We start from the raw sequence: 26,339 nt of genomic DNA on the forward strand, positions 1-26,339 counted from the left end.
TATGCTCACCCCAGCTCGCTATGGCAGCGCGTTGCGAGGGCATATTCCGGATCCGGCCGCAGCCCCGCCCGTCCGGCCGGATCTACTGCTGTTGTAATGAGAAATAGTTGACCAGTGGCCGCTGCCAAAGCTGTACGGGTACCTTGTTCAGGCGAAATGACTCGCAAGCACTGAAAAGGATTCTCAACGCATGAATACTCAGGCAACACTAATATCACGCACCCTCGACAACGGTATGAAAATAATTGTCAGGGAGAACCCTCTGACAACCGATGTCGTCTGCCAACTCAACTACAAAGTCAGCTACCGCAACGAATCCGTTGAAAATGCCGGCATTACTGCGGCGCTAATTGACACGCTACTAAAAGATAATTTCGGAAAATCGCCTAAAGTCGAAACTGAAAATGGCAGCCGAGCATGGCTTTTCGATGATTTCATCTCATATATCCAAGCCATCAGCCCCGACCGGTTGGACCAGGCCTTCGAACGCTACGGCAAAGTCATGAATAGCCCCGTACTGACCGAAGAGTCGTTAAACCAAGCGGTTGAACGCGCTAAAAATTTACGGGACAAAAACCGTTTTTTTACATCGGACTATGATACTCCCGCTGAATTTAAGGCACTTACATACCCTGTCAGTGGCTATGGAAATCCTCAATACCCTACACCAGTCAGTGCTGCACAGATCGACCTCATCCAGTTGCAACAGTGGTATCAGCGTTTCTACTCGCCGGACAACGCCACTTTGATCATTGTCGGCAATGTAAACGCAGAAGAGGTTGTGCGCCTTGCTGAGCAACGCTTCGGCGCAGTGCCCTCCAGATCGACTGAACGAACTCCTGACCGACAAGAACTTCATGAACCAGGCAGGCGCCACGTCGTGCTGCACAAGGACACAAAACTGCCCAGGTTATTGGTAGGTTTCAACCTGCCAGGAACTATCGATACCCAATACCGCAAAACAGTACCGACACTGGAGGTCCTCGCGGCCATAATCGATCAGAACATTACTACGCGTCTGGCTGTATGCGGCGGCAAATGCTTTTACACCCCACTACGATACGCAAGCCTCATAAGGGTTTCCCTCACAGCCATGACATGCGATCAATCCCTGGAAGGACTCGAAGTTGAGCTGAATAAATGGCTCGAATCGCTGAAAACCGAAGTTCTGTCTACAGGGGAGCTGGATGCTGCGCGTCAACAGATACTCGACCGATGGAAATCCCCTCAGGACCAGAACAACCGCTTGGCTTATATCTTCAGCCATCAGGAAGTGAATCAACTGCCGCTCACTGAGCTTGACCAGAAACACCAGGAACTGATGGATGTCACACTTGCGGACATCCAATGCGCAGCCAGCACTTATTTCATTCCTGAACGCATGACCGTTGCCCATATCTTGCCCATGCAAGCACCGGTACATTAATTCGATCAGTTGGGGTGGGCAGACTTATGCGCACCCTGCTCGCTGCGTCGCGCATCAGACGTGTTTGTGGCAATTTAGCTTTACCCAAACACGGCAAAGCCCTGACTCGCCACGTCACGATTACTCGTCGAGAATTAAATTGCCACAGCGCTCCGCAATGACCCAGCCTCACGCCTTCAGACCTGCCCTCGGCCTCGGCAACCCGCACTTGCAAACCCTGTGGGGTCCGCTGTGGCGCAAAACCACGCACATCGAACGCGAGCGTGAACGTTTATGGCTTGAGGATGGCGACTTCCTCGACCTCGACTGGCATGGCCCGCATAGCGCCGACGCCCCCCTGGTGCTGGTGCTGCACGGCCTCACCGGCTCATCGAATTCACCTTATGTGGCGGGGCTGCAAAAAGCGCTGGGCGATCAGGGCTGGGCCAGTGTTGCGCTGAACTGGCGCGGCTGCTCTGGCGAACCCAACCTGTTGCCGCGCAGCTACCACTCCGGCGCCAGTGACGACCTGGGGGAAACCATCAGGCACCTGAAAGCCAAACGCCCCCTAGCGCCGTTGTACGCGGTCGGCTATTCGCTCGGCGGCAACGTCCTGCTCAAACACCTGGGCGAGACCGGCAGTGACAGTGGCGTGACGGGTGCTGTCGCGGTGTCAGTACCTTTTCGCCTGGACCAGTGCGCCGACCGCATCGGCCAGGGTTTCTCCAGGGTCTACCAGGCGCACTTCATGCGCGAGATGGTCGCTTACATCAAGAACAAGCAGCGACAGTTCCAGCACGACGGACGCGAGGATGGCCTGGCAGCGCTGGCGGCCCTCGGCTCGCTGGAGAACATGCGCACCTTCTGGGATTTCGATGGCCGCGTCACCGCACCGCTGCATGGCTTCATCGATGCCGAGGATTATTATCGCCGCGCGTCTAGCCGCTACTTCCTGGGGGAAATTCGCACACCAACTTTGATCATTCAGGCCGCAGACGACCCCTTCGTCTTCCCCCACAGCCTGCCGCAGGCCGATGAACTGGCCGCCTGCACGCACCTCGAACTGCAGGCCAAGGGCGGGCATGTCGGATTCGTCGACGGTTCGATCAGGCAACCCGGTTACTACCTGGAGCGGCGCATCCCACAGTGGCTGGCCGCCGTCAGGGCAAATGCCTGATGAAATCCCGCAGACACCCGTCCCCCTGCTCGCGATGGAGTGTCAGTCCGCAGCCCAACGGGGGCAAGCCCCCTCGCCACAAGTGTGTGACCCAACTCAAGTGAACAGCATTACGCTCCTACAGGGGATTGTGGCGACTACTCGCCAGTGGCGATGCCGCGAGACGGTTCATTGATCCACTCACTCCACGACCCGGCATACAACGAGGCCAGCGGATAACCTGCCAGGCACAACGCAAACAGGTTATGACAAGCCGTCACGCCCGACCCGCAGTACGCCACCAGTTCGGTCGGCGAGCGATCGCCCAGTTTCGCGGCGAAGCGGTGCTTGAGTTGGTCGGCTGCCAGGAAACGCCCGTCGGTGCCCAGGTTGTCGGAAAACGCCGCACACTGCGCACCGGGTATGTGTCCGGCAATCGGGTCGATCGGTTCCACTTCGCCCTTGAAGCGCGGCAAGGCGCGGGCATCGAGCAAGGTCAGTTGTGGCTTGGCGAGGCGTTTTTGCAGTTGCTCTGCGCTGAGCAGCAACGAAGCATCGGGGCTACCGGTAAAGCTGCCGCGAGTGTGCGACGGCGCATCCAGGCTCAGCGGCAAACCCGCCGCATGCCAAGCCTTGAGCCCGCCATCGAGGATGAACACGCCATCACGCTTGCCCAGCCATGCCAATAACCACCAGGCCCGCGCCGCATAGGCACCCGGACCGTCATCGTACAAGACCACTTCACTGTCGGCGTCGATACCAAAGGTTTGCAGGCGTTCGATCAACTGCGCCGGCTCAGGCAACGGATGACGCCCGGTCACGCCCTTGACCACTGCACCACTGAGATCGCGCTCAAGATCGGCAAAACTCGCCCCGGCGATGTGTCCTTCGGCATAGCTGCGCTGGCCATAATCCGGATCTTCAAGGGCAAAACGACAATCCAGAATCACCAACCCCGGCTGGTCCTTTTTCAGGTCCAGTGCCTGCGGGCTGATCAGTTGCGCAATGGGCATGACTTGCTCCTGTGGTGTCTGTGGAATCTCGATCCTACTGCACTTTCCAGCTCAAACCGGTCAATTCACCCCAGCTCACTCACAATTCTTCAAGGGCCTGGGCCAGCGGCACGTAAAACTCTTCGAACAATGCGTTGACGTCAGCGCGCGACTGATCCGTGACAAACCCGGCTTCCAGCACCAGCACCTGATAGACCCCGCGCTTGATCGCCTGCTCACTCAAATGACTGGAGTTTTCCCGGGTCGTGCACAGAAATCGCACCCAGGAGGTGAGGATGATCCAGGCATTGAGCGTCAGGGATTCGATCTGCACACGATCCATCTTGAGAATGCCGGCGGCGACAAACCCTTCGTAGATGGCCGCGCCCTGGATCAGACAGCGCTGGGAGAAACGCCGGTAGCGATCCGCCAGGTCCTGGTCACTGTCGAGCAAGTGTTCGAGGTCGCGATGCAGGAATCGGTAGCGCCACATCGCCGACAGCAATTCCTTGAGATAGAAACGTTTGTCTTCCACCGTGGCGGCACGGCCCTGGGGCGGGCGCAGGAAACTGTCCACGAGGCTTTCGTACTCACTGAACAGTACGGCGATGATCGCCTGCTTGTTAGGGAAGTGGTAGTACAGGTTGCCCGGGGAAATTTCCATGTGGGCAGCAATGTGGTTGGTGCTGATGCTGCGCTCGCCCTGCTGATTGAACAGCTCCAGGCTGTTCTGCACGATGCGCTCGCTGGTTTTGATCCGTGGGGCCATGGCTTGAGCTTTAATTCAGAGTGCGTTGACGGGCATCTTACGACCTAACGGCGAATGGATAAAAGAAAGCTGAACCAGGATGCCATTTGACATTCTAGAGCATAGACTCTAAAAAGGCCTCATTACAATAAATCCGGAGCCGACGATGACCGCTGATATCTCCTACCTGCAAAACCTGCAGCAGCCGCTGGTAGAGCTGCAGGCACTGTTCGATGCTCAGCGCGCCGCCTACGCCGCCAATCCGATGCCACCCGCCGCGCAGCGCCAGCAATGGCTCAAGGCGTTGAAGGATTTATTGAACGATGAACGCCAGGCCCTGATCGACGCGATCAGCCAGGACTTCAGCCATCGCAGCGCCGATGAAACCCTGCTCGCCGAACTGATGCCCAGCCTGCACGGCATCCATTACGCCAGCCGGAACCTCAAGGGCTGGATGCGCGCTTCACGGCGCAAGGTCGGTGCTGCCTTCCAGCCGGCGTCGGCGAAAGTGGTTTATCAACCCCTCGGCGTAGTCGGGGTGATCGTGCCATGGAACTACCCGCTGTACCTGGCCGTCGGGCCGTTGGTCGGTGCCCTGTCGGCAGGCAACCGGGTGATGCTCAAGCTCAGCGAATCGACGCCCGCCACTGGCCTGCTGATGAAGCAACTGCTGGCGCGGATCTTTCCGGAAGACCTGGTCTGCGTAGTCCTTGGCGAGGCGGATATGGGTGTGGCGTTCTCGCGACTGCCCTTCGATCACCTGCTATTCACCGGTGCCACCAGCATCGGCAAACACGTGATGCGCGCCGCCGCCGAGAACCTGACACCGGTGACCCTGGAACTCGGGGGCAAATCCCCGGCCATCGTCTCCCGCGATGTGCCACTCAAGGACGCCGCAGAGCGCATCGCCTTCGGCAAAACCCTGAATGCCGGACAGACCTGCGTAGCCCCGGACTACGTGCTGGTGCCGGAAGATCGTGTGGGTGCATTCGTTGAAGCCTATCGCTCGGCCGTTCGCGGGTTTTATCCGACACTGACTGACAACCCGGACTACACCGCGATCATCAATGACCGACAACTGACCCGCCTCAATGGCTATGTCAGCGACGCCACCAGCAAGGGCGCATTGCTGATCCCGCTGTTCGAACAAGGCCAGGGCCGACGCATGAGCCATAGCGTATTGCTCAACGTCACTGATGACATGACGGTCATGCAGGACGAAATCTTCGGCCCGCTGCTGCCGATCGTGCCGTACAAGGATCTGGATCAGGCATTTGCCTACATCAACCAGCGCCCTCGCCCGCTGGCGCTCTATTACTTCGGCTACGACAAGCGCGAGCAGGATCGCGTGCTGCACGAAACCCATTCCGGCGGCGTATGCCTGAACGACACCCTGCTGCACGTCGCCCAGGACGACATGCCGTTCGGCGGCATCGGAGCCTCCGGCATGGGCCATTACCACGGTCACGAAGGGTTCCTGACGTTCAGCAAGGCCAAGGGTGTACTGATCAAGCAGCGCTTCAATGCGTCGAAGCTGATTTATCCACCGTACGGCAAGTCCATTCAGAAACTGATCCAGAAGCTGTTCATTCGCTAAAGATCACCACCGTCGGGTAATAACAATAATGAGCCCCAGCCTGTCCGATACACCCGCGCTGTCACGGCGCGGCCTGCTCAAATTCAGCCTCGGCGCCAGCGCCTTTCTCGCCACTGCCGGACTGGGCGCCAGCCTCAGCGGCTGCTCGTCCAGCGTCCCGGCCAACGGTTTTGCCTCCCTGCGCACCGGCGATTTAGCTTTCCTGCGCGCCTTGGTTCCGGTAATGCTCACCGGCGCCGTAAGCAGCGAACGCATGCCCGACGCCGTCGAAGGCACCCTGAAAAGCCTGGATTACAACCTCGATCACCTGTCACCGGAAATGCTCAAGTTGACCCGGCAGCTCTTCGACGTGCTGGGCATGGCCGTGACCCGCGGTCCGCTGACCGGGATCTGGGGCAGTTGGGAAAACGCCAGTGCCAACGATATCCGCCAGTTTCTGGATCGCTGGGAAAACAGCTCGTTGAGCCTGCTGCGCATGGGCCACAGCTCATTGCTGCAACTGGTGATGATGGCCTGGTATGGGTGCAAGGAGTCATGGGCGCATTGCGGGTATCCCGGGCCTCCCACAGTTTGAAACCGGGTCGCCCCCTTCGCGAAGACGTCGGTCGTATCACCACAGCACTTGAACCATAATAAAAAGAGAACCAGAAGATGCCCGTACCCGATCCGTTCCGCGCAGGCATGGCCCGAGGCTGGAAAACCTACAATGGCTCGCAACTGACCCGGGACCTGACCCTCGAAGCGGATGTGGCGATCATCGGCAGCGGGGCCGGCGGCGGTACCACTGCGGAGATTCTCAGCGCGGCCGGCTACAAGGTGCTGCTGATCGAGGAAGGCCCGCTCAAGACCAGCAGCGACTTCAAGCTGCTCGAAGACCAGGCCTACGCCAGCCTCTATCAGGAAGGCATCGGCCGCATGAGCAAAGACGGCGCGATCACCATCCTGCAAGGCCGTGCGGTGGGCGGCACCACGCTGATCAACTGGACCTCCAGCTTCCGTACTCCAGAGGCAACCCTGGAACACTGGGCAAGGGAGCATAACGTCAAGGGCCACAGCCCGGCGGACATGGCCCCGTGGTTCGAGAAAATGGAGCAGCGCCTGGGCGTCGCCCCGTGGATGGTGCCGCCCAACCCCAACAACGACGTGATCCGCAAAGGTTGCGAGAGCCTGGGTTACAGCTGGCATGTGATCCCGCGCAACGTGCGCGGTTGCTGGAACCTCGGTTACTGCGGCATGGGCTGCCCGACCAATGCCAAACAGTCGATGATGGTCACCACCATTCCGGCGACCCTGGAAAAAGGCGGCGAACTGCTTTACCTGGCCCGCGCGGAAAAACTCTCTCTCAGCGGCGACAAGGTCACCGGCCTGCAATGCTCGGCGATGGATGAACGTTGTGTCGCGCCAACCGGGCGCACCATTACGGTCAAGGCGCGGCATTACGTGCTGGCCGGCGGCGGCATCAACAGCCCTGCGCTGCTGCTGCGCTCCGGCGCACCTGATCCGCATAAGCGCCTGGGCAAACGCACGTTCCTGCATCCGGTGAACATGTCCGCCGCGCTGTTCGACGAGGTGATCAACCCTTTCTATGGCGCGCCGCAGTCGATCTACTCCGACCACTTCCAGTGGCTGGACGGCACCACCGGCAAGATGTCCTACAAACTCGAAGTCCCGCCACTGCACCCGGCGCTGGCCACGACCTTGCTCGGAGGCTTCGGCGAGGAAAATTCGCAGCACATGGCGAACCTGCCGCACACCCACGCCATGCTGGCGCTGCTCCGGGACGGTTTTCACCCGGACAGCCCCGGTGGCAGCGTCGAATTGCGCAGCGATGACACCCCGGTGCTCGACTATCAGCTCTCGCCCTATGCCTGGGATGGATTGCGCCGGGCGTTCCACAGCATGGCCGAGATCCAGTTCGCCGGTGGCGCCAAGGCGGTAATGCCAATGCACGCCGACGCCCGCTACGTGAAAACCCTGGCCGAAGCGCGCACGCTGATCGATGGCCTGAGCCTGGAGCTGTATCGAACCCGCTTGGGCAGCGCCCATGTGATGGGCGGTTGCGCCATGGGTGAAGACCCGGTCCATGCCGTGACCGACAGCCTCGGCCGCCATCATCAACTGGGCAATCTGTCGATCCACGACGGTTCATTATTCCCGACCAGCATTGGCGCCAACCCGCAGCTTTCGGTCTATGGACTGACGGCGCAACTGGCGACCGCCCTGGCCGAGCGCTTGAAAAATCCGTGAAAAATATGATTATCCCTGTCGTCTATAGTGCTTTCTTATCCCACAGGCGACTTGGCCGACCGGGAAGGCTGCGATACCATCCGACTCCCCAACGGATTCCCGCCAGGACGACGCGATGAACCGAGTGTTGTACCCAGGTACCTTCGACCCTATTACCAAGGGCCATGGCGATCTGGTCGAACGCGCCTCGCGCCTGTTCGACCACGTGATCATTGCCGTCGCCGCCAGCCCGAAGAAAAACCCGCTGTTTCCTCTGGAACAACGAGTGGAACTGGCGCGCGAGGTCACCCAGCATCTGCCCAACGTTGAAGTGGTCGGCTTCTCGACGCTGCTGGCGCATTTCGCCAAGGAGCAGAATGCCAACGTGTTCCTGCGTGGTTTGCGCGCGGTGTCGGACTTCGAATACGAGTTCCAGCTGGCCAACATGAACCGTCAGCTGGCGCCGGATGTGGAAAGCCTGTTTCTTACCCCATCCGAACGCTACTCGTTCATCTCCTCGACGCTGGTCCGTGAAATCGCAGCCCTGGGCGGCGACATCACCAAGTTCGTACACCCTGCGGTGGCGGATGCTCTTACACTTCGATTCAAGAAGTAATACACGACTGTAGGAGCCCGCTTGCTGGCGATGAATACAACGCGGTGCACCTGATACACCGCCATCGCCAGCAAGCCGGCGCCTACAGAACGTCGCGTGCGCGTGCATAGCGCCCACCAATACGGCACAATTACGCGCATTGATTTATTGCGCCCGGGCCTGCCGCCCCGGCTGGAGTTAGCATGTCCCTGATCATCACCGACGATTGCATCAACTGCGACGTCTGCGAACCCGAGTGCCCGAACGCCGCCATTTCCCAAGGCGAAGAGATCTACGTGATCGACCCGAACCTGTGCACCCAGTGCGTCGGCCACTACGACGAACCGCAGTGCCAGCAGGTCTGCCCGGTGGATTGCATTCCGCTGGACGAAGCCCATCCGGAGACTGAAGAACAGTTGATGGAGAAGTATCGGAAGATTACCGGCAAGGCTTGAGTCATCTGGCGCCTGTCAGGGCGCCAAATTCTTAAAGGTTTACCGCGCGTATCAGCTCTGACAACGCGGACAAAAAACGCTCGCACGCTGCCCAAGCTTCACTTCGCGCAGCCCCGTGCCGCAAACCTTGCAGTGTTCGCCGCCTCGGCCGTACACAAACAATTCCTGTTGGAAATAACCCGGCTGGCCATCCCCGCCGATGAAATCGCGCAAGGTAGTACCGCCGCGCTCGATGGCGGCGGCCAGGATGCGTTTGATCTCGATCGCCAGCTTCAGGTAACGCGCCCGGGAGATGCTCCCGGCTTCGCGACGCGGGTCAATGCCCGCGGCGAACAGCGCTTCGGTCGCGTAAATATTGCCGACCCCCACCACCACCGCGTTGTCCATGATGAACGGCTTGACCGCCATTGAGCGCCCACGGGACTGCTGGAACAACCGCTCGCCGTCGAACAGATCGGTCAACGGCTCCGGCCCCAGGCGAATCAGCAACTCGTGGTTGAGCGGGTCGAGGCTCCAGAGCATCGCGCCAAACCGCCGTGGGTCGGTGTAGCGCAGGGCCAGGCCCGACTCCAGCTCGATGTCCACATGCTCATGCTTGAGTGCCGGCAACCCGGCCTCCACCAGGCGCAAATTGCCCGACATGCCCAAGTGACTGATCAAGGTGCCGACTTCGGCGTTGATCAACAGGTATTTGGCGCGCCGTTCCACCAGCACGATGCGCTGGCCCGACAAGCGCACATCGAGGTCCTCGGGAATGGGCCAGCGCAGACGCCGGTCGCGCACGATCACCCGGGTGACACGTTGGCCCTCCAGATGCGGCGCTATACCGCGACGGGTGGTTTCGACTTCTGGCAGTTCAGGCATGGCGCTCTCGATCAGGCTCTCGAGTTGGAAAATCTCAGCGATGAGTACCGAGGTCGCGAATCGTCTGCTTCAGGGTCTCGAAGTCGTAGTCCGAGAGGCCAACGTAATCGAGCACCAAAGGCGCGATGCTGTTCCACTCGTGATCCTCGGTCTGATTACCCAGGACCCGATAGGACGCACAGATGTGCTCGGCCATCTTCAGGATCGCCAGCAGGTTCTTCAACGAGCTGTTGCGTGACGACTCATCGCTGAAAATCGCCAGGGCGTTATGGTGATTGGCGATCGCCGTGCTCACATGCTCCGGCAGGCGCCAGGACTTGGCCGTGTAGTAACCGACCACCGCATGGTTGGTGTTGAATTCACGGTTCTCGGTATCCACCACCCGGCATTCGGCACTGGCGTTGCCATAGGCCTGCTCCAGAACACCCATGTAGTTGGGGAAGCGCTGCAGCATCAGCGGCACGCCGCAGTCGTGGAACAAGCCCAATGCGTAGGCTTCGTCGCCGTTCTGAATGCCGATGCGCTTGGCCAGTGTGAGGCAGGTCATCGCCACATCCTGGGCGGTGTCCCAGAAACGGTTCAGGGTAACGATGGTCTCGTCGTTCATCTCTCCCTTGATCGACTGCGCGTTGATCAGGTTGATGATCGACCGGCTGCCCAGCAGATTCACGGCGCGCTGGATCGAAGCAATCTTGTTGCTCAGGCCGTAATACGGCGAGTTGACGATCTTCAGCAAGGAACCGGAAAGGCCCGGGTCCTGGGAAATGAGCTTGGCGATGACTTCCAGATCCGGATCGGGCATGTACTGCTCCATCTGCAAATCCACCATGATTTGCGGCTGGGCGGGCACGCTGATGCCCTGCAGGGCTTGTTGGATCTGTTCGGAAGTCAGCTCTTGGGACATAAGTGCACACTCTGGGTCAGGAGGCGATTCTAACCTTTATGAAGTTGGATCCGACACACCAGAGGGCATTTCGGCTGAACTTTCATTGAAGCCCAGTTTGCGGGCTTGTAAACGCCGATTACCGGGGGCTGCGATCTTTTCGGCCTCCCCGCAAGTCCGAAACTCCCGCGTTCATCGCGCACCAGACCCGCCGCCACCCTCAACACGCTATACTCCCGCTCTTTTTTCCGGAGCGACGTCATGTCCCTGCCTAGCCTGCGCCTCAAAGCCAACGCCGACCGTCGCCTGCGCAACGGCCACTTGTGGGTCTACAGCAACGAAATCGACGTGGCCGCCACCCCGTTGCACGGCTTCAAGGCCGGCGATCAGGCGATTCTCGAATCTGCCGGCGGCAAGTCGCTGGGCATCGTTGCCATGAGCCCGAACAACCTGATCTGCGCGCGCCTGCTGTCGCGTGACATAAAGCTGCCGCTGGACAAGTCGCTGCTGGTGCACCGCCTGAACGTCGCCTTGTCCCTGCGCGACCGCCTGTTCGACAAGCCTTTCTATCGCCTGGTGTACGGTGACTCCGACCTGCTGCCGGGTCTGGTGGTCGACCGTTTCGGCGACATCCTCGTGGTGCAGATCGCTTCGGCGACCATGGAAGCCCATAAAGACGACGTGATCGCAGCACTGACCCAAGTGCTCAAGCCAAGCGGCATCCTGTTCAAGAACGATTCCGCCGCTCGCGACGCCGAAGGCCTCAATCGCTACGTCGAAACCGTGTTCGGCCTGGTGCCGGAGTGGGTCGCGCTGGAAGAGAACGGCGTGAAATTTGAAGCCCCGGTCATCCAGGGCCAGAAAACCGGCTGGTTCTACGACCACCGCATGAACCGCGCCCGTCTGGCTCCGTATGCCAAGGGCAAACGCGTTCTGGACCTGTACAGCTACATCGGCGGCTGGGGCGTGCAGGCTGCCGCGTTCGGCGCCAGCGAAGTGTTCTGCGTCGACGCCTCCTCCTTCGCCCTTGATGGCGTGGAGCGCAACGCCGCCCTGAACGGCTTCGCCGAAAAAATGACCTGCATCGAAGGCGACGTCTTCGAAGCCCTCAAAGAGCTGAAAGCCAGCGAAGAACGTTTCGACGTGATCGTCGCCGACCCGCCAGCCTTCATCAAACGCAAGAAAGACATGAAAAACGGCGAAGGCGCCTACCGCCGCCTGAACGAGCAAGCCATGCGCCTGCTCAGCAAGGACGGCATCCTGGTCAGCGCATCCTGCTCGATGCACCTGCCCGAAGACGACCTGCAAAACATCCTGCTGACCAGCGCCCGCCACCTGGACCGCAACATCCAGATGCTCGAACGCGGCGGCCAGGGCCCGGATCATCCGGTGCATCCGGCGATTGCTGAAACCCGTTACATCAAGAGCATTACTTGCCGGTTGCTGCCTAACAGCTAAGGCGCACGCCGCTCCCACATTGGAATGCAAATTTCCTGTGGGTGCGGCGGTGCAGCGATCCGACCTGGTCGCAAAAACGCCAGCCAACATGGATGTCGGCTGGATTGATGACTTCGCGAGTTTGTTCGCCACCAAAAGATCAGTCCCACAATGAATAGGGAATGATCCTACCCTCCCCGCATTGACTTCCCCCTCTCAACAAATCAATCCTCGGCCACCTCTCACGGAATGAGCAGACTGACTGATGGAGTACAGCAATAAATCCACGCAAAAGGTTTCAGCCATCCTGCTGCTGATGGCCATGACGTTGCTAAGCGTTTTCCCCCTTGATGTTTTGCTGCCCTCCTTCCCCGCACTGGCGGAACACTTCCGGACCTCTCCTGCCGACATTGCGTTATCCATCAGTTTTTTCGCTGTCGGTATCTCGCTTTCCCAACTGGTGATCGGCCCACTTTCGGACTCATTTGGACGTAAAAACCTGCTGCTGACGGGCATGATGGTTTCGATCATCGGCGCGCTGGGCTGTGTCCTGTCGACGGAATACACCTGGTTCCTGGTATTTCGGATGGTGCAGGCCATCGGCTGCGGTTGCTTCGTGCTTTCGCAGGCACTGATCCAGGATCTGTTCGAGGGCAAGGAGCGGGACCGACTGCGGATTCTGATGATCACTGCCAGCGGGGTTTTCATTTCCATCTCGCCACTGGTCGGTAGCGTGCTGCAACAGATTCTGGATTGGCCCGGCAGCTTTTTGCTGTTCATCGCCGTGGCCGCCGCCGTATTTGTGAAGGTTTGCTTTTTTCTGGATAACCCGCGCGCAATCAAAACCTCGCGTCAGAGCATCCTCAGCTCATACCGTCTGGTATGCGGCGATATAGGTTTCATCGGCTATTGGCTGATCGCGGCGATTGCATTCACCTGCCACTTTTCCTTCATCGTGGTCTCGCCGCTGATTTTCATGGAGCAGTTGCAGCTATCGACCTATGAGTTTTCGCTGACCCTGCTCTTTTACGGAGCGGCTTACATCCTCGGAGGGGTTCTCGCCCGGTTTCTCGCCGGCCGGATTGCCCCCAACACGCAAATCATCGTGGGTCTCGGTCTGATCTTCTGTGGGGGACTGGAGATGCTGGTACTCTCAAGCTTGCTGGAGCTTTCGATCCTGACTGTGCTCGCGCCGATGATCATCTGCACTGCCGGCACCATCATCGCCCGCCCGATCGCAACTTCCAAAGCCATGGAGGTATTCCCGGAAAACGCCGGCACGTCGGCATCGGCCGGAAACACACTGGTTTTCATCTGCGGTGGTCTGACCAGCGCATTGATCAACCTGAGTGGAACAGATCTGCAAGTCACCTTGGCACTGTCTTTCCTGCTGCTCAGCTCGGCGGCGCTTGCTCTCAATGCATTAATCAATCGTCAGACCAACACCTGTAGGAGCGAGCACGCTCGCGATGGACGTTAACGATAACGCGGGAAACCTGACACCCAGCGGTGTTCTCAGGTTCATCGCGAGCATGCTCGCTCCTACAGATAAAGCGACTGGCGACACATTTTGACTCTCTGTCATTACGACAGTCTCACTTGGGGCGTCTAACGTTTTCTCTTCCAACCACAGAAGAGGACAACGGAATGTCCAGCACGCCACACGGCCACCGTTTGCGCTCCGGCCGGCACTCAGAGCAGGGCCGGATCTATCTGCTTACTGCTGTTACCCACGAGCGAACCCCGGTCTTCAAGGACTGGCGCATGGGGCGCCTGCTCGTGCATGAATTCAGAAAGGCTCATGACTCGGGAAAGGCCACTTCTATTGCCTGGGTCGTCATGCCGGATCACTTTCACTGGCTGCTCGAGTTGCACAACGGCGATTTGCCGAAACTGATGCAAGCCACCAAAGCCCGAAGTGCCCGCGCCATCAACCTCAAGCGAGGCCAGCCAGAGAGGCTGTGGCAGAAAGGTTATTTCGACCGGGCGCTGCGCCGGGAGGAAGACCTGAAGGCTGCTGCTCGGTACATCATCGCCAACCCGTTACGCGCAGGGCTTGTCGACCATATCGGCGATTACCCACTGTGGGACGCCACCTGGCTCTGACATCACCGCACCCCGTCTCCTGTAGGAGCGAGCATGCTCGCGATGGTCGTCAACGATAACGCGGGAAACCTGACAACCCACGGCGGCCTTGAGTCCATCGCGAGCATGCTCGCTCCTACAGGGTTGCGTTTGCCCACACGTCTCGTGAATGCTCGCAGCCATTCCCTCCCGCCGCCAGCCGTGTAGAATCGCCACATTCATCGCCAGTCATCCCCGGCGGGTTTATGAGCTCAAGCTGAAGCGCGCGGCGATCCCGCAAAGTTATCGGCAACTTCCGGACACACGGCCATTTCTGGGTGTTCCAGACGTCAATAGAAGCTCACTTCCCTTTTGATACCTGATTAGCCGCCCGGAGTGCTTCATGCCTGATTACCGCTCGAAAACATCCACCCACGGCCGCAACATGGCCGGCGCCCGCGCATTGTGGCGCGCCACGGGGATGAAAGATGACGACTTCAAAAAGCCGATCATCGCCATTGCCAACTCCTTCACCCAGTTCGTGCCTGGCCATGTCCACCTCAAGGACCTGGGCCAACTGGTCGCCCGCGAAATCGAACGCGCTGGCGGTGTGGCAAAGGAATTCAACACCATCGCTGTCGATGACGGCATCGCCATGGGCCACGACGGCATGCTCTATTCGCTGCCGAGCCGCGAGATCATCGCCGACTCCGTCGAGTACATGGTCAACGCCCACTGCGCCGACGCCATCGTTTGCATTTCCAACTGCGACAAGATCACCCCTGGCATGCTGATGGCGTCCCTGCGCCTGAACATCCCGGTGATCTTCGTTTCCGGCGGCCCGATGGAAGCCGGCAAGACCAAACTCGCCTCCCACGGCCTCGACCTGGTCGACGCCATGGTGATCGCCGCCGACTCCAGCGCTTCTGACGAGAAAGTCGCCGAGTACGAGCGCAGCGCCTGCCCGACCTGCGGTTCGTGCTCCGGCATGTTCACCGCCAACTCGATGAACTGCCTGGTAGAAGCCCTGGGCCTGGCCTTGCCGGGCAACGGTTCGACCCTGGCCACCCACAGCGACCGCGAGCAGCTGTTCCTCCAGGCCGGTCGCACCATCGTCGAGCTGTGCAAGCGTTACTACGGCGAGAACGACGAGTCGGTGTTGCCGCGCAACATCGCCAACTTCCAGGCGTTCGAAAACGCCATGACCCTGGACATCGCCATGGGCGGTTCCACCAACACCATCCTGCACCTGCTGGCCGCCGCCCAGGAAGCCGAGATCGATTTCGACCTGCGCGACATCGACCGCCTGTCCCGTCACGTGCCGCAACTGTGCAAGGTCGCGCCGAACATCCAGAAGTACCACATGGAAGACGTGCACCGCGCCGGCGGGATCTTCAGCATCCTCGGCTCGCTGGCCCGTGGCGGCCTGCTGCACACCCAGCTGCCGACCGTGCACAGCCGCAGCATGGAAGAAGCGATCGCAAAGTGGGACATCACCCAGACCAACGACGAAGCTGTGCATCACTTCTTCAAGGCCGGTCCTGCTGGCATCCCGACGCAAACCGCATTCAGCCAGTCGACCCGTTGGGACACCCTGGACGACGACCGTGAAAACGGCTGCATCCGCAGCGTCGAGCACGCCTACTCGCAAGAAGGCGGCCTGGCCGTGCTTTACGGCAACATCGCCCTGGACGGTTGCGTGGTGAAAACTGCCGGCGTCGACGAGTCGATCCACGTGTTCGAAGGCAACGCGAAAATTTTCGAAAGCCAGGACAGCGCCGTACGCGGCATCCTCGCTGACGAAGTGAAGGAAGGCGACATCGTCATCATCCGCTACGAAGGCCCGAAAGGCGGCCCGGGCATGCAGGAAATGCTCTACCCGACTTCGTACCTGAAATCCAAAGGCCTGGGCAAAGCCTGCGCCCTGCTCACCGACGGCCGTTTCTCCGGCGGCACCTCGGGCCTGTCCATCGGCCACGCTTCGCCTGAAGCGGCTGCTGGCGGCGCAATCGGCCTGGTGCAGGACGGCGACAAAGTACTGATCGACATCCCGAACCGCTCGATCAACCTGTTGGTCAGCGATGAAGAACTGGCTGTGCGCCGGGTCGAGCAGGATAAAAAAGGCTGGAAACCGGTGGAAGTGCGTCCGCGCAAAGTGACCACAGCGTTGAAAGCCTACGCTTTACTGGCGACCAGTGCTGACAAGGGTGCTGTGCGTAATAAGGCGATGCTTGATGGGCTGTAACGTTTAACGCGTTAAGTAAAGATGCCCCGCCAAGTGCGGGGTATTTTTTGCAGCGCCTATTGAGTACATCTTACTTGCCAGCGTATTCCGAAGGCATATTCAGAACCGAGTCACAAGCCAAATTCGTTATTCGCAAGAACTAGATGTCCGCAACATCTCTCCCAGATAGAAAAGCGCCAGTAATGTTGGACTAATCATTGCCACGCTAAACCAAATTTTATTGCTGGGATGGGTTAGTGAGCCTACTAACGGAGGGGTGATAGCTACCAGCCCCATTATTAACATTAACGATATAAAGCGCCTACTGTAATATCCTGTAACACTAGGTCTATTCAGTGCCGCAAGAGCAAGCCCTACAGTCCCAGACCATGCGAATAGGCCGATCAAAATACCGAAGGCTTCACCAAACATCATAAAGACCGAGCTTAGCAGGGCCAATCCAAAAGCAGGTAAGACACCTCCGATTAGATACATAACTGGCCAAAATATGCGTAGCACCATGTATATCCACTCCATTAAAAAAGCTCGAGCCGCATAAATTCTCGGACTGATATGGGCTCCCGCCGCCCTCAGACCTTCGATGAGCGAGTCAAGGATTTACCCATGGTCTGGCAACTTGTAGTTTTATGAGATAGCGCTCCTCTGTGGAACGTCGAGTAACAGCGGCTCGATTTGCGGGGACATTCGCAGACTTCTGACTAACCCATTACGATCGAAACTAACCGTAAAAAAACGAGCCAGCGGGGTCAAAAATCCGAGTTGGTCGTCGATAAAATGTAGGCGTGCGTCGGACTTGGGAGTACTGAACCAGGAGTACCCAGGAAAATCCGGATCGATGGCCGCGCTGGAGCGCAGGCGCATGGCTTCCCATGGTTCGTCGATCACCAGCGCAATTTCCGGCTTATCCGATAGCGCTCGCATCACCGCCATTATCAGCAGAGCCGCGACTGCAATGGCTAAAACCTTCCGTCGCCACTTCATGCGTCGCAGCGGATTCATCGCACGCCCCGGCCTGCGGCTATATCGAGAATCCCCTGTTCGATCAGTGGGCGATCAGAGCGCCGTAGGAGCTCATCGAATTGCGTCGCCGCCTTGAGCACAAAGGTCATGCGTTGATGGATATCAGCCAGATTGGCAGAGTAATCGCTGCTGAAGTCAACGGTGCGACCATCTTCGCTGGGGTGGCACTGACTGGCCAGTGTCAGCTCGACCGCTGCCGCAGCACCGGAGGGGAAGTTCGTGACGTAGGAGAGATGGTTGCCACGTAGCAAGCGTACCAATTGCACATCGCTGTACATCGATGGCTGCAGGATGTTCTTCTGTTCGTGCCAAGCCAGATGCACAACACTTTCGGCAATGTTGCCGGCCTCGACGGCTTCGAAAGCTTGCAGGATTTCCTTGTGGTCATAGCCAAATTCCAATCTTTCCTGCTCAATCGGCCACAGGACCGGATATTGATCATGCCCATAAATTTTATGACGTGACTCCAGACATGTCTTGAACGCCCACAACCCACGTTCTTTATAAAAAGCATGTAGCGGAAACACATCCAGAAACAGCGTGGTATTGCCCAGCGCCAGCATGTCGTGCACGTACTTGAGTTGCTCCTGCACGAGCGACAACGGCTGGTTCGGGCTTCGCACGTCGAGCCACCACGTCGGATTGTTGTTGCGGGCCTGCTCGTAATCTCGTTCAGCCTGCTCAAGCTCGCGTGCTGTGGTCTGCCTTTCGCTCTTGCTGAACCAACCGAACAAGCCAGCGGGCTTTCTCCTATGCGCCTCCACCCGCCGTTGTTTTGCCTCCTTTTCTGCCTCTATCTTTTCGATCGAATCCGCCGCATGCAACAACCCGCAACCCACCTGCTTGGAAGCGAACGCCGCGAGACCCGCCCATTGGAAGCGCTGATCCTCCAGCCACAATCGGGCGTATGCCGCATTGATCGCACGATTACGCGCCTTTGGGTCGGAGATCAGGACGCCGCCCGGCGCCACGATGGCTTCGGCTCTTTGCTGGTAGCTGCGCCAAAGATTCTGGCAGACCTGCCCCGGCTGCTCGCTGTAGCTCGTTACAGGAGGGCTCGGCGGCGGTGCGTAGCCGGATGTGCGCGGTTCAACGGTTGGTTGAGGTACTTCGACCGGCTTGACGGATTGCGCGGCGACTCGGGCAGGCGGCGCAACGGTGCCGGCTTCAATCTGTTGGCATCTGATGGTCTGGTTGGCAATCAGCTTGGGCGATGGATCGCACTTGCACTTGCACAGGTCGCCATCCAGCGCGGGCTTGCGTCCTTCCCAATCTTCCGACAGGCGTGGGCCGACACAGATAATTGTCCCGGTGCTGTCGCATTCCGGGCATTTGACTTCATCGCCTTCACGGGCCATGGCCTGGCCATTGATGTCGCCGCGATGCCACCCGCTGAGGACCGTGCCGCCGACGGTGGTTTTAGCCCCGACTGTGATGTTGTAGCGCTTCATGCGAAATGTGCCCTTGTCGGATCGAAAGGACACACGCTAGAAGAGGCGATACGGAGGAAAAATCAGATCATTCTTTGATTGATGTAGGTTGATTCTGAAATGGAGTGTGGAAGTCGGTGCGCTCGCGATACGCCAGGATTCGCCGCAATAAAAGTGCCCCGGCGAGTGCGGGGCACATTTGTTTACGCCAATCCCCCTGTAGGAGCGAGCATGCTCGCGAAAAACCTGAGGGTGCCCCGTCGAATCAGGCTTCCAGCGTTATCGTTGACGTCCTTCGCGAGCATGCTCGCTCCTACAGGAAAGCATTCGTCCGGGCGATGCTTGCGCTAACCCTGCGGGTCGAGGTTATCCAGCGCCTGATTTACCGCCAGTTCGCCCAGCATGATGACCTGGGCAATGCCCAGCATCGTGCTGCGTTGCGTGCCTTCGAGCAGTGCGGCGAAATCGCTGGCCATGACATTGGCCGAGGCGAGGGATTCGCAGGCGTGGGCCAGGAGGGTTTCGGTGTCGAGGCCGGGGGCGATGATGAATGTTCGGCTGGGTTTGCGCGGGGTGGTGTTGATGTGGGCGGACAGGTTGTCGGTATTTGGGGGATCGGGGGTAATTTTGAGCATTGATGATTCTCCTGGAAACAGGGAGCTATCACCTTCGCTACCAAACGAAAGGTGGCAGCCATACGCAGGTTGGTAGACCGGTCCAGGGAGCCGGCGCGCTCGAGAGCGCCCTACGCATGACCACCATAAAAGCAGAGTCGAAAAACCTGCTGACGGTGTAGTCATGCGCCTGGAAAATCCGGGCTACCAAACCCGATCACTGATGGGCAGCGACGCGGAGAAGATAGAACCCGCCAAACAGGCGCACAAGTCGGCGGATTCTGAAGTAGTCGTAGTCCGTTACGCAAGAACGTGCAGGTTGTGACTGTAGGAAGAAGCCGATCAAACAGAGGCTTTCATTGCCCGGACGGGCCTCTTCGCGAGCAAGCCCGCTCCCACACTGGATCTGCGTCGTTCACAGATACAGTGTGGGAGCGGGCTTGCTCGCGAAGGCAGCGCCGCGGTCTTACTGAATCTCTTCCGGCTTGACGATCACCCAGTTCTTGTCCGCCGTCACCGGCAGCCCTTCTTTGGCCTGTGCCGCGGCGTGCTTGGCCATCATGCCGTTAATCTGGGTCATGTATTTGTCTTTGCGGTTGACCCACAGGTGGATGCCACCCTTGGCTACGTCCACATCGTGGAACAGCATGTAGCCGTCGCTGGTTGGGGTGTCTCCGCCGACCAGGACCGGTTTTTTCCACTCATCGATGTAGGTCAGGATCGCTGCATGCTTGCCGGCCATCCAGGTCGCCGGGGTCCACAGGTACGGGGTCAGTTCAAGGCCCAGGTTGGCCTTCTCGTCATATTTGCCGGCGGTGATTTGCTTGCGTGCGGTGGTCAGTTCGCCGGTCTTGGGGTCCTTGAGCAGCAACGTCACACCAATCACGTTCTGCGGTTTGACGTTGTAGCCGTACTTCGGATCGGACGCGACCATGCGCACCAATTCTTCGGAAGCGGCGGTCATTACGTAGACCTCGATGCCGTTCTCCATCAGCTTGTTGTACAGCTCTTGCTGGCCGGTGAAGATTTTCGGCGGGTTGACGTCGAGTTTCTTGACCACGTCGCCTTCGTAATAAGTGGCCGGTACCGGTTTGCCGGACGCCATCATTTCATCGACGTAGCCCTTGAGCTCCTGCAGGGTGAAGCCGGAAAACACCTGGGCGACCCATGGATAGCAAACCATGTCGTCGAGTTCGCAGAGGCGGTAGTAGTAGCTGAACAGGCTTTCCTTGTGGTCGGCGGTGTCCTTGAACGGAATCAGTTTCAGGGAGGGGTCGAGCTTGTCGCGGGTGATCAGGCCCTTGTTCTCCATGAACGGCAGCAACGACTCTTCAAGGTCGTAGCGGTAACTGGTGTTGTCCATGTCGAACACCGCGTAGTTACCTTTGTTGGCGTTGGCGGCAATCATTGCGTCCAGCGCCTTGGCCTGATCGGCAGGCCAGTGTTTCAGATCGGTCGCGAATGCCTGGCCGCCGAGGCCGATGCAAAGCGCCAAGGCCAAAAACTTCGGTGCGAACTTCATTGGAAAATCTCCCTGATTTAAAGACATCGACGCTAACAAATAAGTGTGACAGCTCCCGTCTGTCAGCGACCGCCTGCGTCCCTATCGCGCCAGTTGCTGTCCCGACAGCGACATCCGCTTATTCCAAAAACGACGGACACCCTACGCTTTTGATATTAAATCTTTAGTTTTCAAGCTGTTAGGCTTGCCGGTTCGCAGCTGCCCCCCAAGGCAGCCAGCACAAGTCTCACTCGGAGTTTTCATGAATCTGCCGCTGATCCTCAATCTGCTGGTGTTCCTGGCCCTGCTCGTTGGCCTGGCGCAAACCCGCCACACTACATTCAGCCTGGCGAAAAAAGTCTTGCTCGCCCTCGTGCTGGGCGTGGTATTCGGTGTGGCCCTGCACACTGTCTACGGTGCCGGCAATCCGGTACTCAAAGCCTCGATCGGCTGGTTCGATCTGGTCGGCAACGGTTATGTGCAGTTGCTGCAAATGATCGTGATCCCGCTGGTCTTCGCCTCGATCCTCAGCGCCGTGGCCCGCCTGCATAACGCCTCGTCCCTGGGCAAGATCAGTTTCCTGACCATCGGCACCCTGCTGTTTACCACCGCCATCGCGGCGCTGATCGGTATCGGCCTGACCAATTTGTTCGGCCTGACCGCCGAGGGCCTGGTAGCCGGCACCCAGGAAATGGCTCGCCTGCAAACCATTCAGAGCGACTATGCGGGCAAGGTCGCTGACCTGAATGTGCCGCAGTTACTGCTGTCGTTCATTCCGCAGAATCCATTCGCCGACCTGGCGCGGGCCAAGCCGACGTCGATCATCAGCGTGGTGATCTTCGCCGCGTTCCTCGGCGTCGCGGCCCTGCAATTGCTCAAGGATGACGTGGAAAAAGGTCAGAAAGTGATCAATGCCATCGACACCCTGCAAGCCTGGGTGATGCGTCTGGTGCGCCTGGTGATGAAGCTGACCCCGTATGGCGTGCTGGCACTGATGACCAAAGTGGTCGCCGGTTCCAACCTGCAAGACATCATCAAGCTCGGCAGTTTCGTGGTGGTGTCCTACATTGGCCTGGGCCTGATGTTTGTCGTGCACGGGCTGTTGGTGTCAGCCGCCGGGATCAACCCGCTGCGTTTCTTCCGCAAGATCTGGCCGGTGCTGACGTTTGCTTTCACCAGCCGGTCGAGCGCGGCAACGATCCCGTTGAGCATCGAAGCGCAGACCAGTCGCCTGGGCATTCCACAGTCCGTCGCCAGTTTTTCTGCCTCATTCGGCGCGACCATCGGCCAGAATGGCTGCGCCGGCCTGTACCCGGCCATGTTGGCAGTGATGGTGGCGCCAGCCGTGGGCATCAACCCGCTGGACCCGCTGTGGATCGCGACGCTGGTGGCGATTGTGACCTTGAGCTCGGCTGGCGTGGCCGGTGTCGGTGGTGGCGCGACGTTTGCCGCATTGATCGTGCTGCCGGCGATGGGTTTGCCGGTGTCACTGGTGGCGTTGCTGATTTCGGTCGAGCCGTTGATTGATATGGGGCGTACGGCGTTGAACGTGAGTGGTTCGATCACGGCCGGGGCGATTACCAGCCAGGTGATGCAGCAGACGGACAAAGAACTACTGGATGCGGATGAGCATTCGGAGTTGGCTCACGCTTAAGCTTTGCAGCCACTGAGTAGGCCCCTTCGCGAGCAAGCCCGCTCCCACCTTGGATCTGTGAACGACACACATCCCCTGTGGGAGCGGGCTTGCTCGCGAAGCTCTTAAGCTTTTTCCCAGACTTCGAAGTTATATGCCGGCTTGTCGCCCTCAGCCGGGTTCGGCACATTCGACACCAGTTTCCACTGGCCCAAATCAAACTCCGGAAACCACGCATCCCCTTCCGGACTCAGCGCCACGCGGGTCAAATACAGGCGATCGGCCTGAGCCAACCCTTGCGCATACAACTGCGCGCCGCCAATCAGCATCAGCTCATCGACGCCCTGTTCCTTCGCCCATTCTTCTGCGCGAATCACTGCCGCTTCCAGCGACGGATAAACCTCTGCGCCTTCCAGCACCAGATCCGCCTGGCGGCTGACCACGATGTTCAACCGGCCCGGTAGCGGCCGACCGAGGGAATCCCAGGTCTTGCGACCCATGATGATCGGCTTGCCCAGGGTGGTGGCCTTGAAGTATCTGAAGTCCCCCGGCAAGTGCCAGGGCATGCTGTTGTCGACGCCGATCACGCGGTTTTCACCGAGGGCTGCGATCAGGCTGAGGGGGAGTGATTTAGTCATGTCGGCGAGGATACCAGAGCCTTGCTTTCGCCGATAAGCGCCACAGCGGTTATGCTCACAGCTCGATTAAGCGACGGAATGCCGCGTGACTGAACTGAATAACCTCTGGCTGACAGAAACCATTCGCCTGCGCGAAGAGCTCGCCGGCCCCCTGGAGGACCTTGAAGCCAACCGACTGGCCCGTAGCGCCGGCGGCGATTTGCCGTCGCGCATTTTGCGCCGGGCCCTATGGCTGGCCGAGCGCGATGGTCTGGCCGACGCCCTGAAACACTGGCTGCAAGGTGCGCGGCTGGCATTGTTGGTCTTGGCGGCGCTGGCCGTGATCAGCGGCGCCGGCCTGGCGTTTGCCGCACTGGGCGACGGGCAGACTCCGGTGAACGTGTTCTGGGCCTTGGGCAGCCTGCTCGGGCTGAACCTGATTCTGCTGCTGAGCTGGGCGCTCGGCCTGGTGTTTGCCGGCGAGCACGGTGCAACGCTGGGACGCTTGTGGCTGTGGCTCAGCGAAAAATTCGCTCGCGATGCCAAAGCCGCCCAATTGGCTCCGGCGTTGCTGCTGTTGCTGCAACGACAGAAACTCAATCGCTGGGCGATCGGCGTGCTGGTCAACAGTCTGTGGTTACTGGCGATGCTCAGCGCCTTGGTGATCCTGCTGACTCTGATGGCGACCCGGCGTTACGGCTTTGTCTGGGAATCGACCATCCTCGGTGCTGATACCTTTATTGCCGTGACCCAGGCCCTCGGCGCGCTGCCGGCCCTGCTCGGTTTCAGTGTGCCCACCGTAGAGATGATCCGCGCCAGTGGCGACGCTGCCCTGAATATCGAAAGCGCCCGCCAGGCCTGGGCCGCATGGCTGGTCGGCGTGCTGCTGGTCTACGGCGTTGTGCCGCGTCTTGTGCTCGCCGGGTTTTGCCTGTGGCGCTGGAGAGCCGGGCAGGCCGCCTTGCATCTGGACTTGAACCTGCCCGGTTACGCCCAATTGCGTGAACGGCTGATGCCCACCAGTGAGCGTCTGGGTGTCAGCGATGCGGCACCGGCTCAACTGCACCGCGTGGAGAGCGGTGTCAGTGACCAGCAAAGCGATGGTGCGCTGCTCGTCGCCATCGAGCTGGACGATCAACGCCCATGGCCGCCGCAACTGCCGAAAAACGTCAGCAATGCCGGCATCCTCGACAGCCGCGAATCGCGCAACCGACTCCTTGAACAATTAAGCCGCTTTCCCCCTGCCCGCCTGGCCATCGCTTGCGATCCGCGGCGCTCGCCGGATCGCGGCAGCCTGGCACTGATCGCCGAGTTGGCGCGCAACGCCAGCGCTACCCGGGTCTGGTTGCTGCAGGCACCCCCTGGCGAAGCACTGGACGCCGAGCGTCTGGGCGACTGGCACGTGGCGCTGCAACAACTGCAATTGCCGTTCGCCGACAGTGCCCCTATGAACTGGCTGGAGACCGGTCATGACTAATGCCTGGAAACAGCCCCTGAAGCTCGCGGTGGTCGGCCACACCAATGTCGGCAAAACCTCGTTGCTGCGTACCCTGACCCGGGACGTCGGCTTCGGTGAAGTCTCTCACCGCCCCAGCACCACACTGCATGTCGAAGGCGCGCGCCTGTCGGTGGATGGCGAGCCGCTGCTCGACCTTTATGACACCCCCGGCCTGGAAGATGCCATCGCCCTGCTCGATTACCTCGAACGCCTGGAACGTCCCGGCGAACGCCTCGACGGTCCGGCGCGGCTGGCGCGCTTCCTCGATGGCAGCGAAGCCCGGCAACGCTTCGAACAGGAGGCCAAGGTGCTGCGGCAACTGCTGGCCTCTGACGCCGGTCTCTATGTGATCGACGCCCGGGAACCAGTGCTGGCCAAGTACCGCGATGAGCTGGAGGTGCTGGCCGGCTGTGGCAAACCGCTGCTGCCGGTGCTGAATTTCGTCAGCAGCGCCAACCACCGCGAGCCTGCGTGGCGTGAAGCCCTGGCACGACTAGGCTTGCATGCCCTGGTGCGCTTCGACAGCGTCGCCCCGCCGGAGGATGGTGAGCGCCGATTGTATGAAAGCCTCGCCCTGCTGCTGGAAAGCGCCCGGCCGCAACTGGAACGCCTGATCGCCGATCAACAGGCTCAACGCCTGGCTCGTCAGCAAAGCGCGGCGCGGTTGATTGCCGAATTGCTGATCGATTGTGCCGCCTGCCGGCGCAGCGTGGTCAGCGACGTCGAGCAGGAGCAGCAAGCCATCGGCGAACTGCGCAAAGCCGTGCGCCAACGGGAACAGCGCTGCGTCGAGGCCTTGCTCAAGCTCTACGCCTTCCGCCCGCAGGACGCCGCAGCCAGCGACTTGCCGCTGCTCGATGGCCGTTGGGGCGATGACCTGTTCAACCCGGAAACCCTCAAGCTACTGGGCGTGCGGGTCGGTGGCGGCATCGCTGCAGGGGCGGCTGCGGGAGCCGGAGTCGACCTGCTGGTCGGCGGCCTGACCCTCGGCGCCGCTGCACTGGCCGGGGCTATCGCCGGCGGCGCCCTGCAAACCGCGCGAAGCTACGGCAGCCGCTTGATGGGCAAGATCAAGGGCCAGCGCGAACTCACGGTCGATGACAACGTGCTGCGCCTGTTGGCGCTGCGCCAGCGACAACTGCTGCAGGCGTTGAATGTCCGAGGACACGCGGCGCTGGACAGCATCCAAGTGGCCACGCCTCAGGACAAGACCTGGCGCGAAGGCAAGCTGCCCGAAGCCCTGAAAAAGGCCCGGGCGCACCCACAGTGGTCATCGCTCAATCCGCACGCGAAGCTCAATCAGGCCGAGCGACAGGAACAGGTTGAGGCGCTGGCCGCAAAGATCCTTGAGTAGCCAGG

At 59.7% G+C, this 26,339-nt stretch carries 23 protein-coding genes; 14 read left to right on the top strand and 9 right to left on the bottom strand.

What is annotated here, in order from left to right:
- Positions 1–190: 190 nt before the first annotated feature.
- Both AC07OG_RS00685 and AC07OG_RS00690 read left to right on the top strand, forming a co-directional pair.
- Positions 191–1,426, top strand: coding sequence for a M16 family metallopeptidase (locus tag AC07OG_RS00685; RefSeq protein WP_495065984.1), 1,236 nt, complete (start codon positions 191–193; stop codon positions 1,424–1,426).
- A 157-nt stretch (positions 1,427–1,583) separates the two neighbouring features.
- Positions 1,584–2,582, top strand: coding sequence for a hydrolase (locus AC07OG_RS00690; protein WP_495065985.1), 999 nt, complete (start codon positions 1,584–1,586; stop codon positions 2,580–2,582).
- A gap of 137 nt (positions 2,583–2,719) precedes the next feature.
- Here AC07OG_RS00690 and AC07OG_RS00695 read toward each other — a convergent pair whose 3' ends face one another.
- Both AC07OG_RS00695 and AC07OG_RS00700 read right to left on the bottom strand, forming a co-directional pair.
- Entirely contained in the window at positions 2,720–3,574 is an 855-nt protein-coding gene (locus AC07OG_RS00695; RefSeq protein WP_495065986.1) for a sulfurtransferase, read from the bottom strand.
- A 79-nt stretch (positions 3,575–3,653) separates the two neighbouring features.
- Positions 3,654–4,322: a TetR/AcrR family transcriptional regulator gene (locus AC07OG_RS00700; RefSeq protein WP_060542432.1), complete on the bottom strand. Its 669-nt coding sequence runs from the start codon at positions 4,320–4,322 to the stop codon at positions 3,654–3,656.
- 145 nt (positions 4,323–4,467) lie between these two features.
- Here AC07OG_RS00700 and AC07OG_RS00705 point away from each other — a divergent pair, with 145 nt between their 5' ends.
- The 5 genes from AC07OG_RS00705 (at position 4,468) to AC07OG_RS00725 (ending at position 9,174) form a co-directional block, all read left to right on the top strand.
- Positions 4,468–5,898, top strand: a complete 1,431-nt coding sequence (locus AC07OG_RS00705; RefSeq protein WP_495065987.1) for a coniferyl aldehyde dehydrogenase — start codon at positions 4,468–4,470, stop codon at positions 5,896–5,898.
- 28 nt (positions 5,899–5,926) lie between these two features.
- A complete protein-coding gene (locus AC07OG_RS00710) occupies positions 5,927–6,472 on the top strand; it encodes a twin-arginine translocation pathway signal protein (RefSeq protein WP_495065988.1) in 546 nt (181 codons plus the stop codon).
- A gap of 77 nt (positions 6,473–6,549) precedes the next feature.
- A complete protein-coding gene (locus tag AC07OG_RS00715) occupies positions 6,550–8,145 on the top strand; it encodes a GMC family oxidoreductase (RefSeq protein ID WP_495065989.1) in 1,596 nt (531 codons plus the stop codon).
- A gap of 115 nt (positions 8,146–8,260) precedes the next feature.
- Entirely contained in the window at positions 8,261–8,740 is a 480-nt protein-coding gene (gene coaD / locus AC07OG_RS00720; RefSeq protein ID WP_060542436.1) for a pantetheine-phosphate adenylyltransferase, read from the top strand.
- Between the two features lie 182 nt (positions 8,741–8,922).
- The gene (locus AC07OG_RS00725; protein WP_003195146.1) at positions 8,923–9,174 is read left to right on the top strand and encodes a YfhL family 4Fe-4S dicluster ferredoxin; all 252 of its coding nucleotides are present in this window, start codon (positions 8,923–8,925) and stop codon (positions 9,172–9,174) included.
- A 51-nt stretch (positions 9,175–9,225) separates the two neighbouring features.
- On the opposite strand, the gene mutM is transcribed toward AC07OG_RS00725, so the two are convergent.
- Both mutM and AC07OG_RS00735 read right to left on the bottom strand, forming a co-directional pair.
- A complete protein-coding gene (gene mutM, locus AC07OG_RS00730; protein ID WP_060542437.1) occupies positions 9,226–10,038 on the bottom strand; it encodes a bifunctional DNA-formamidopyrimidine glycosylase/DNA-(apurinic or apyrimidinic site) lyase in 813 nt (270 codons plus the stop codon).
- 34 nt (positions 10,039–10,072) lie between these two features.
- Positions 10,073–10,888: an HDOD domain-containing protein gene (locus tag AC07OG_RS00735; protein ID WP_495066153.1), complete on the bottom strand. Its 816-nt coding sequence runs from the start codon at positions 10,886–10,888 to the stop codon at positions 10,073–10,075.
- Positions 10,889–11,182: 294 nt separating this feature from the next.
- Here AC07OG_RS00735 and AC07OG_RS00740 point away from each other — a divergent pair, with 294 nt between their 5' ends.
- The 4 genes from AC07OG_RS00740 to ilvD all read left to right on the top strand — a co-directional run bounded on the left by AC07OG_RS00740 (position 11,183) and on the right by ilvD (position 16,667).
- Positions 11,183–12,379: a class I SAM-dependent rRNA methyltransferase gene (locus AC07OG_RS00740; protein WP_060542439.1), complete on the top strand. Its 1,197-nt coding sequence runs from the start codon at positions 11,183–11,185 to the stop codon at positions 12,377–12,379.
- A 244-nt stretch (positions 12,380–12,623) separates the two neighbouring features.
- Positions 12,624–13,838 carry an MFS transporter gene (locus AC07OG_RS00745; RefSeq protein ID WP_495065990.1) on the top strand — a complete coding sequence of 405 codons (1,215 nt, stop codon included), beginning with the start codon at positions 12,624–12,626 and terminating at the stop codon, positions 13,836–13,838.
- A gap of 167 nt (positions 13,839–14,005) precedes the next feature.
- A complete protein-coding gene (locus tag AC07OG_RS00750) occupies positions 14,006–14,464 on the top strand; it encodes an REP-associated tyrosine transposase (protein ID WP_495065991.1) in 459 nt (152 codons plus the stop codon).
- Between the two features lie 361 nt (positions 14,465–14,825).
- A complete protein-coding gene (ilvD, locus tag AC07OG_RS00755; protein ID WP_060542442.1) occupies positions 14,826–16,667 on the top strand; it encodes a dihydroxy-acid dehydratase in 1,842 nt (613 codons plus the stop codon).
- A gap of 624 nt (positions 16,668–17,291) precedes the next feature.
- On the opposite strand, the gene AC07OG_RS00760 is transcribed toward ilvD, so the two are convergent.
- From AC07OG_RS00760 to AC07OG_RS00775, 4 genes are all read right to left on the bottom strand, one after another.
- Positions 17,292–17,666: a hypothetical protein gene (locus tag AC07OG_RS00760; protein ID WP_156465519.1), complete on the bottom strand. Its 375-nt coding sequence runs from the start codon at positions 17,664–17,666 to the stop codon at positions 17,292–17,294.
- Complete coding sequence (locus AC07OG_RS00765; protein ID WP_082457570.1) at positions 17,663–19,138, bottom strand: PAAR domain-containing protein; 1,476 nt, start codon at positions 19,136–19,138, stop codon at positions 17,663–17,665. The genes AC07OG_RS00760 and AC07OG_RS00765 overlap by 4 nt, the downstream gene beginning before the upstream one ends.
- 326 nt (positions 19,139–19,464) lie before the next feature.
- Positions 19,465–19,752, bottom strand: coding sequence for a DUF6124 family protein (locus AC07OG_RS00770; RefSeq protein ID WP_060542444.1), 288 nt, complete (start codon positions 19,750–19,752; stop codon positions 19,465–19,467).
- A gap of 445 nt (positions 19,753–20,197) precedes the next feature.
- Complete coding sequence (locus AC07OG_RS00775) at positions 20,198–21,253, bottom strand: HAD family hydrolase (RefSeq protein WP_218423629.1); 1,056 nt, start codon at positions 21,251–21,253, stop codon at positions 20,198–20,200.
- A 241-nt stretch (positions 21,254–21,494) separates the two neighbouring features.
- Here AC07OG_RS00775 and AC07OG_RS00780 point away from each other — a divergent pair, with 241 nt between their 5' ends.
- A complete protein-coding gene (locus tag AC07OG_RS00780) occupies positions 21,495–22,886 on the top strand; it encodes an L-cystine transporter (protein ID WP_218423628.1) in 1,392 nt (463 codons plus the stop codon).
- Between the two features lie 104 nt (positions 22,887–22,990).
- Here the strand turns inward: AC07OG_RS00780 and AC07OG_RS00785 are convergent, their stop codons facing one another.
- A complete protein-coding gene (locus tag AC07OG_RS00785) occupies positions 22,991–23,503 on the bottom strand; it encodes a dihydrofolate reductase (RefSeq protein ID WP_060542447.1) in 513 nt (170 codons plus the stop codon).
- Between the two features lie 85 nt (positions 23,504–23,588).
- On the opposite strand from AC07OG_RS00785, the gene AC07OG_RS00790 reads away from it, so the two are divergent.
- Together AC07OG_RS00790 and AC07OG_RS00795 are read left to right on the top strand one after the other, a co-directional pair.
- A complete protein-coding gene (locus tag AC07OG_RS00790; RefSeq protein WP_495065992.1) occupies positions 23,589–24,959 on the top strand; it encodes a DUF2868 domain-containing protein in 1,371 nt (456 codons plus the stop codon).
- Complete coding sequence (locus AC07OG_RS00795) at positions 24,952–26,334, top strand: GTPase/DUF3482 domain-containing protein (protein WP_495065993.1); 1,383 nt, start codon at positions 24,952–24,954, stop codon at positions 26,332–26,334. The genes AC07OG_RS00790 and AC07OG_RS00795 overlap by 8 nt, the downstream gene beginning before the upstream one ends.
- Positions 26,335–26,339 lie beyond the last annotated feature (5 nt).

This window comes from Pseudomonas sp. GW821-FHT09H03 (genome assembly GCF_059415945.1).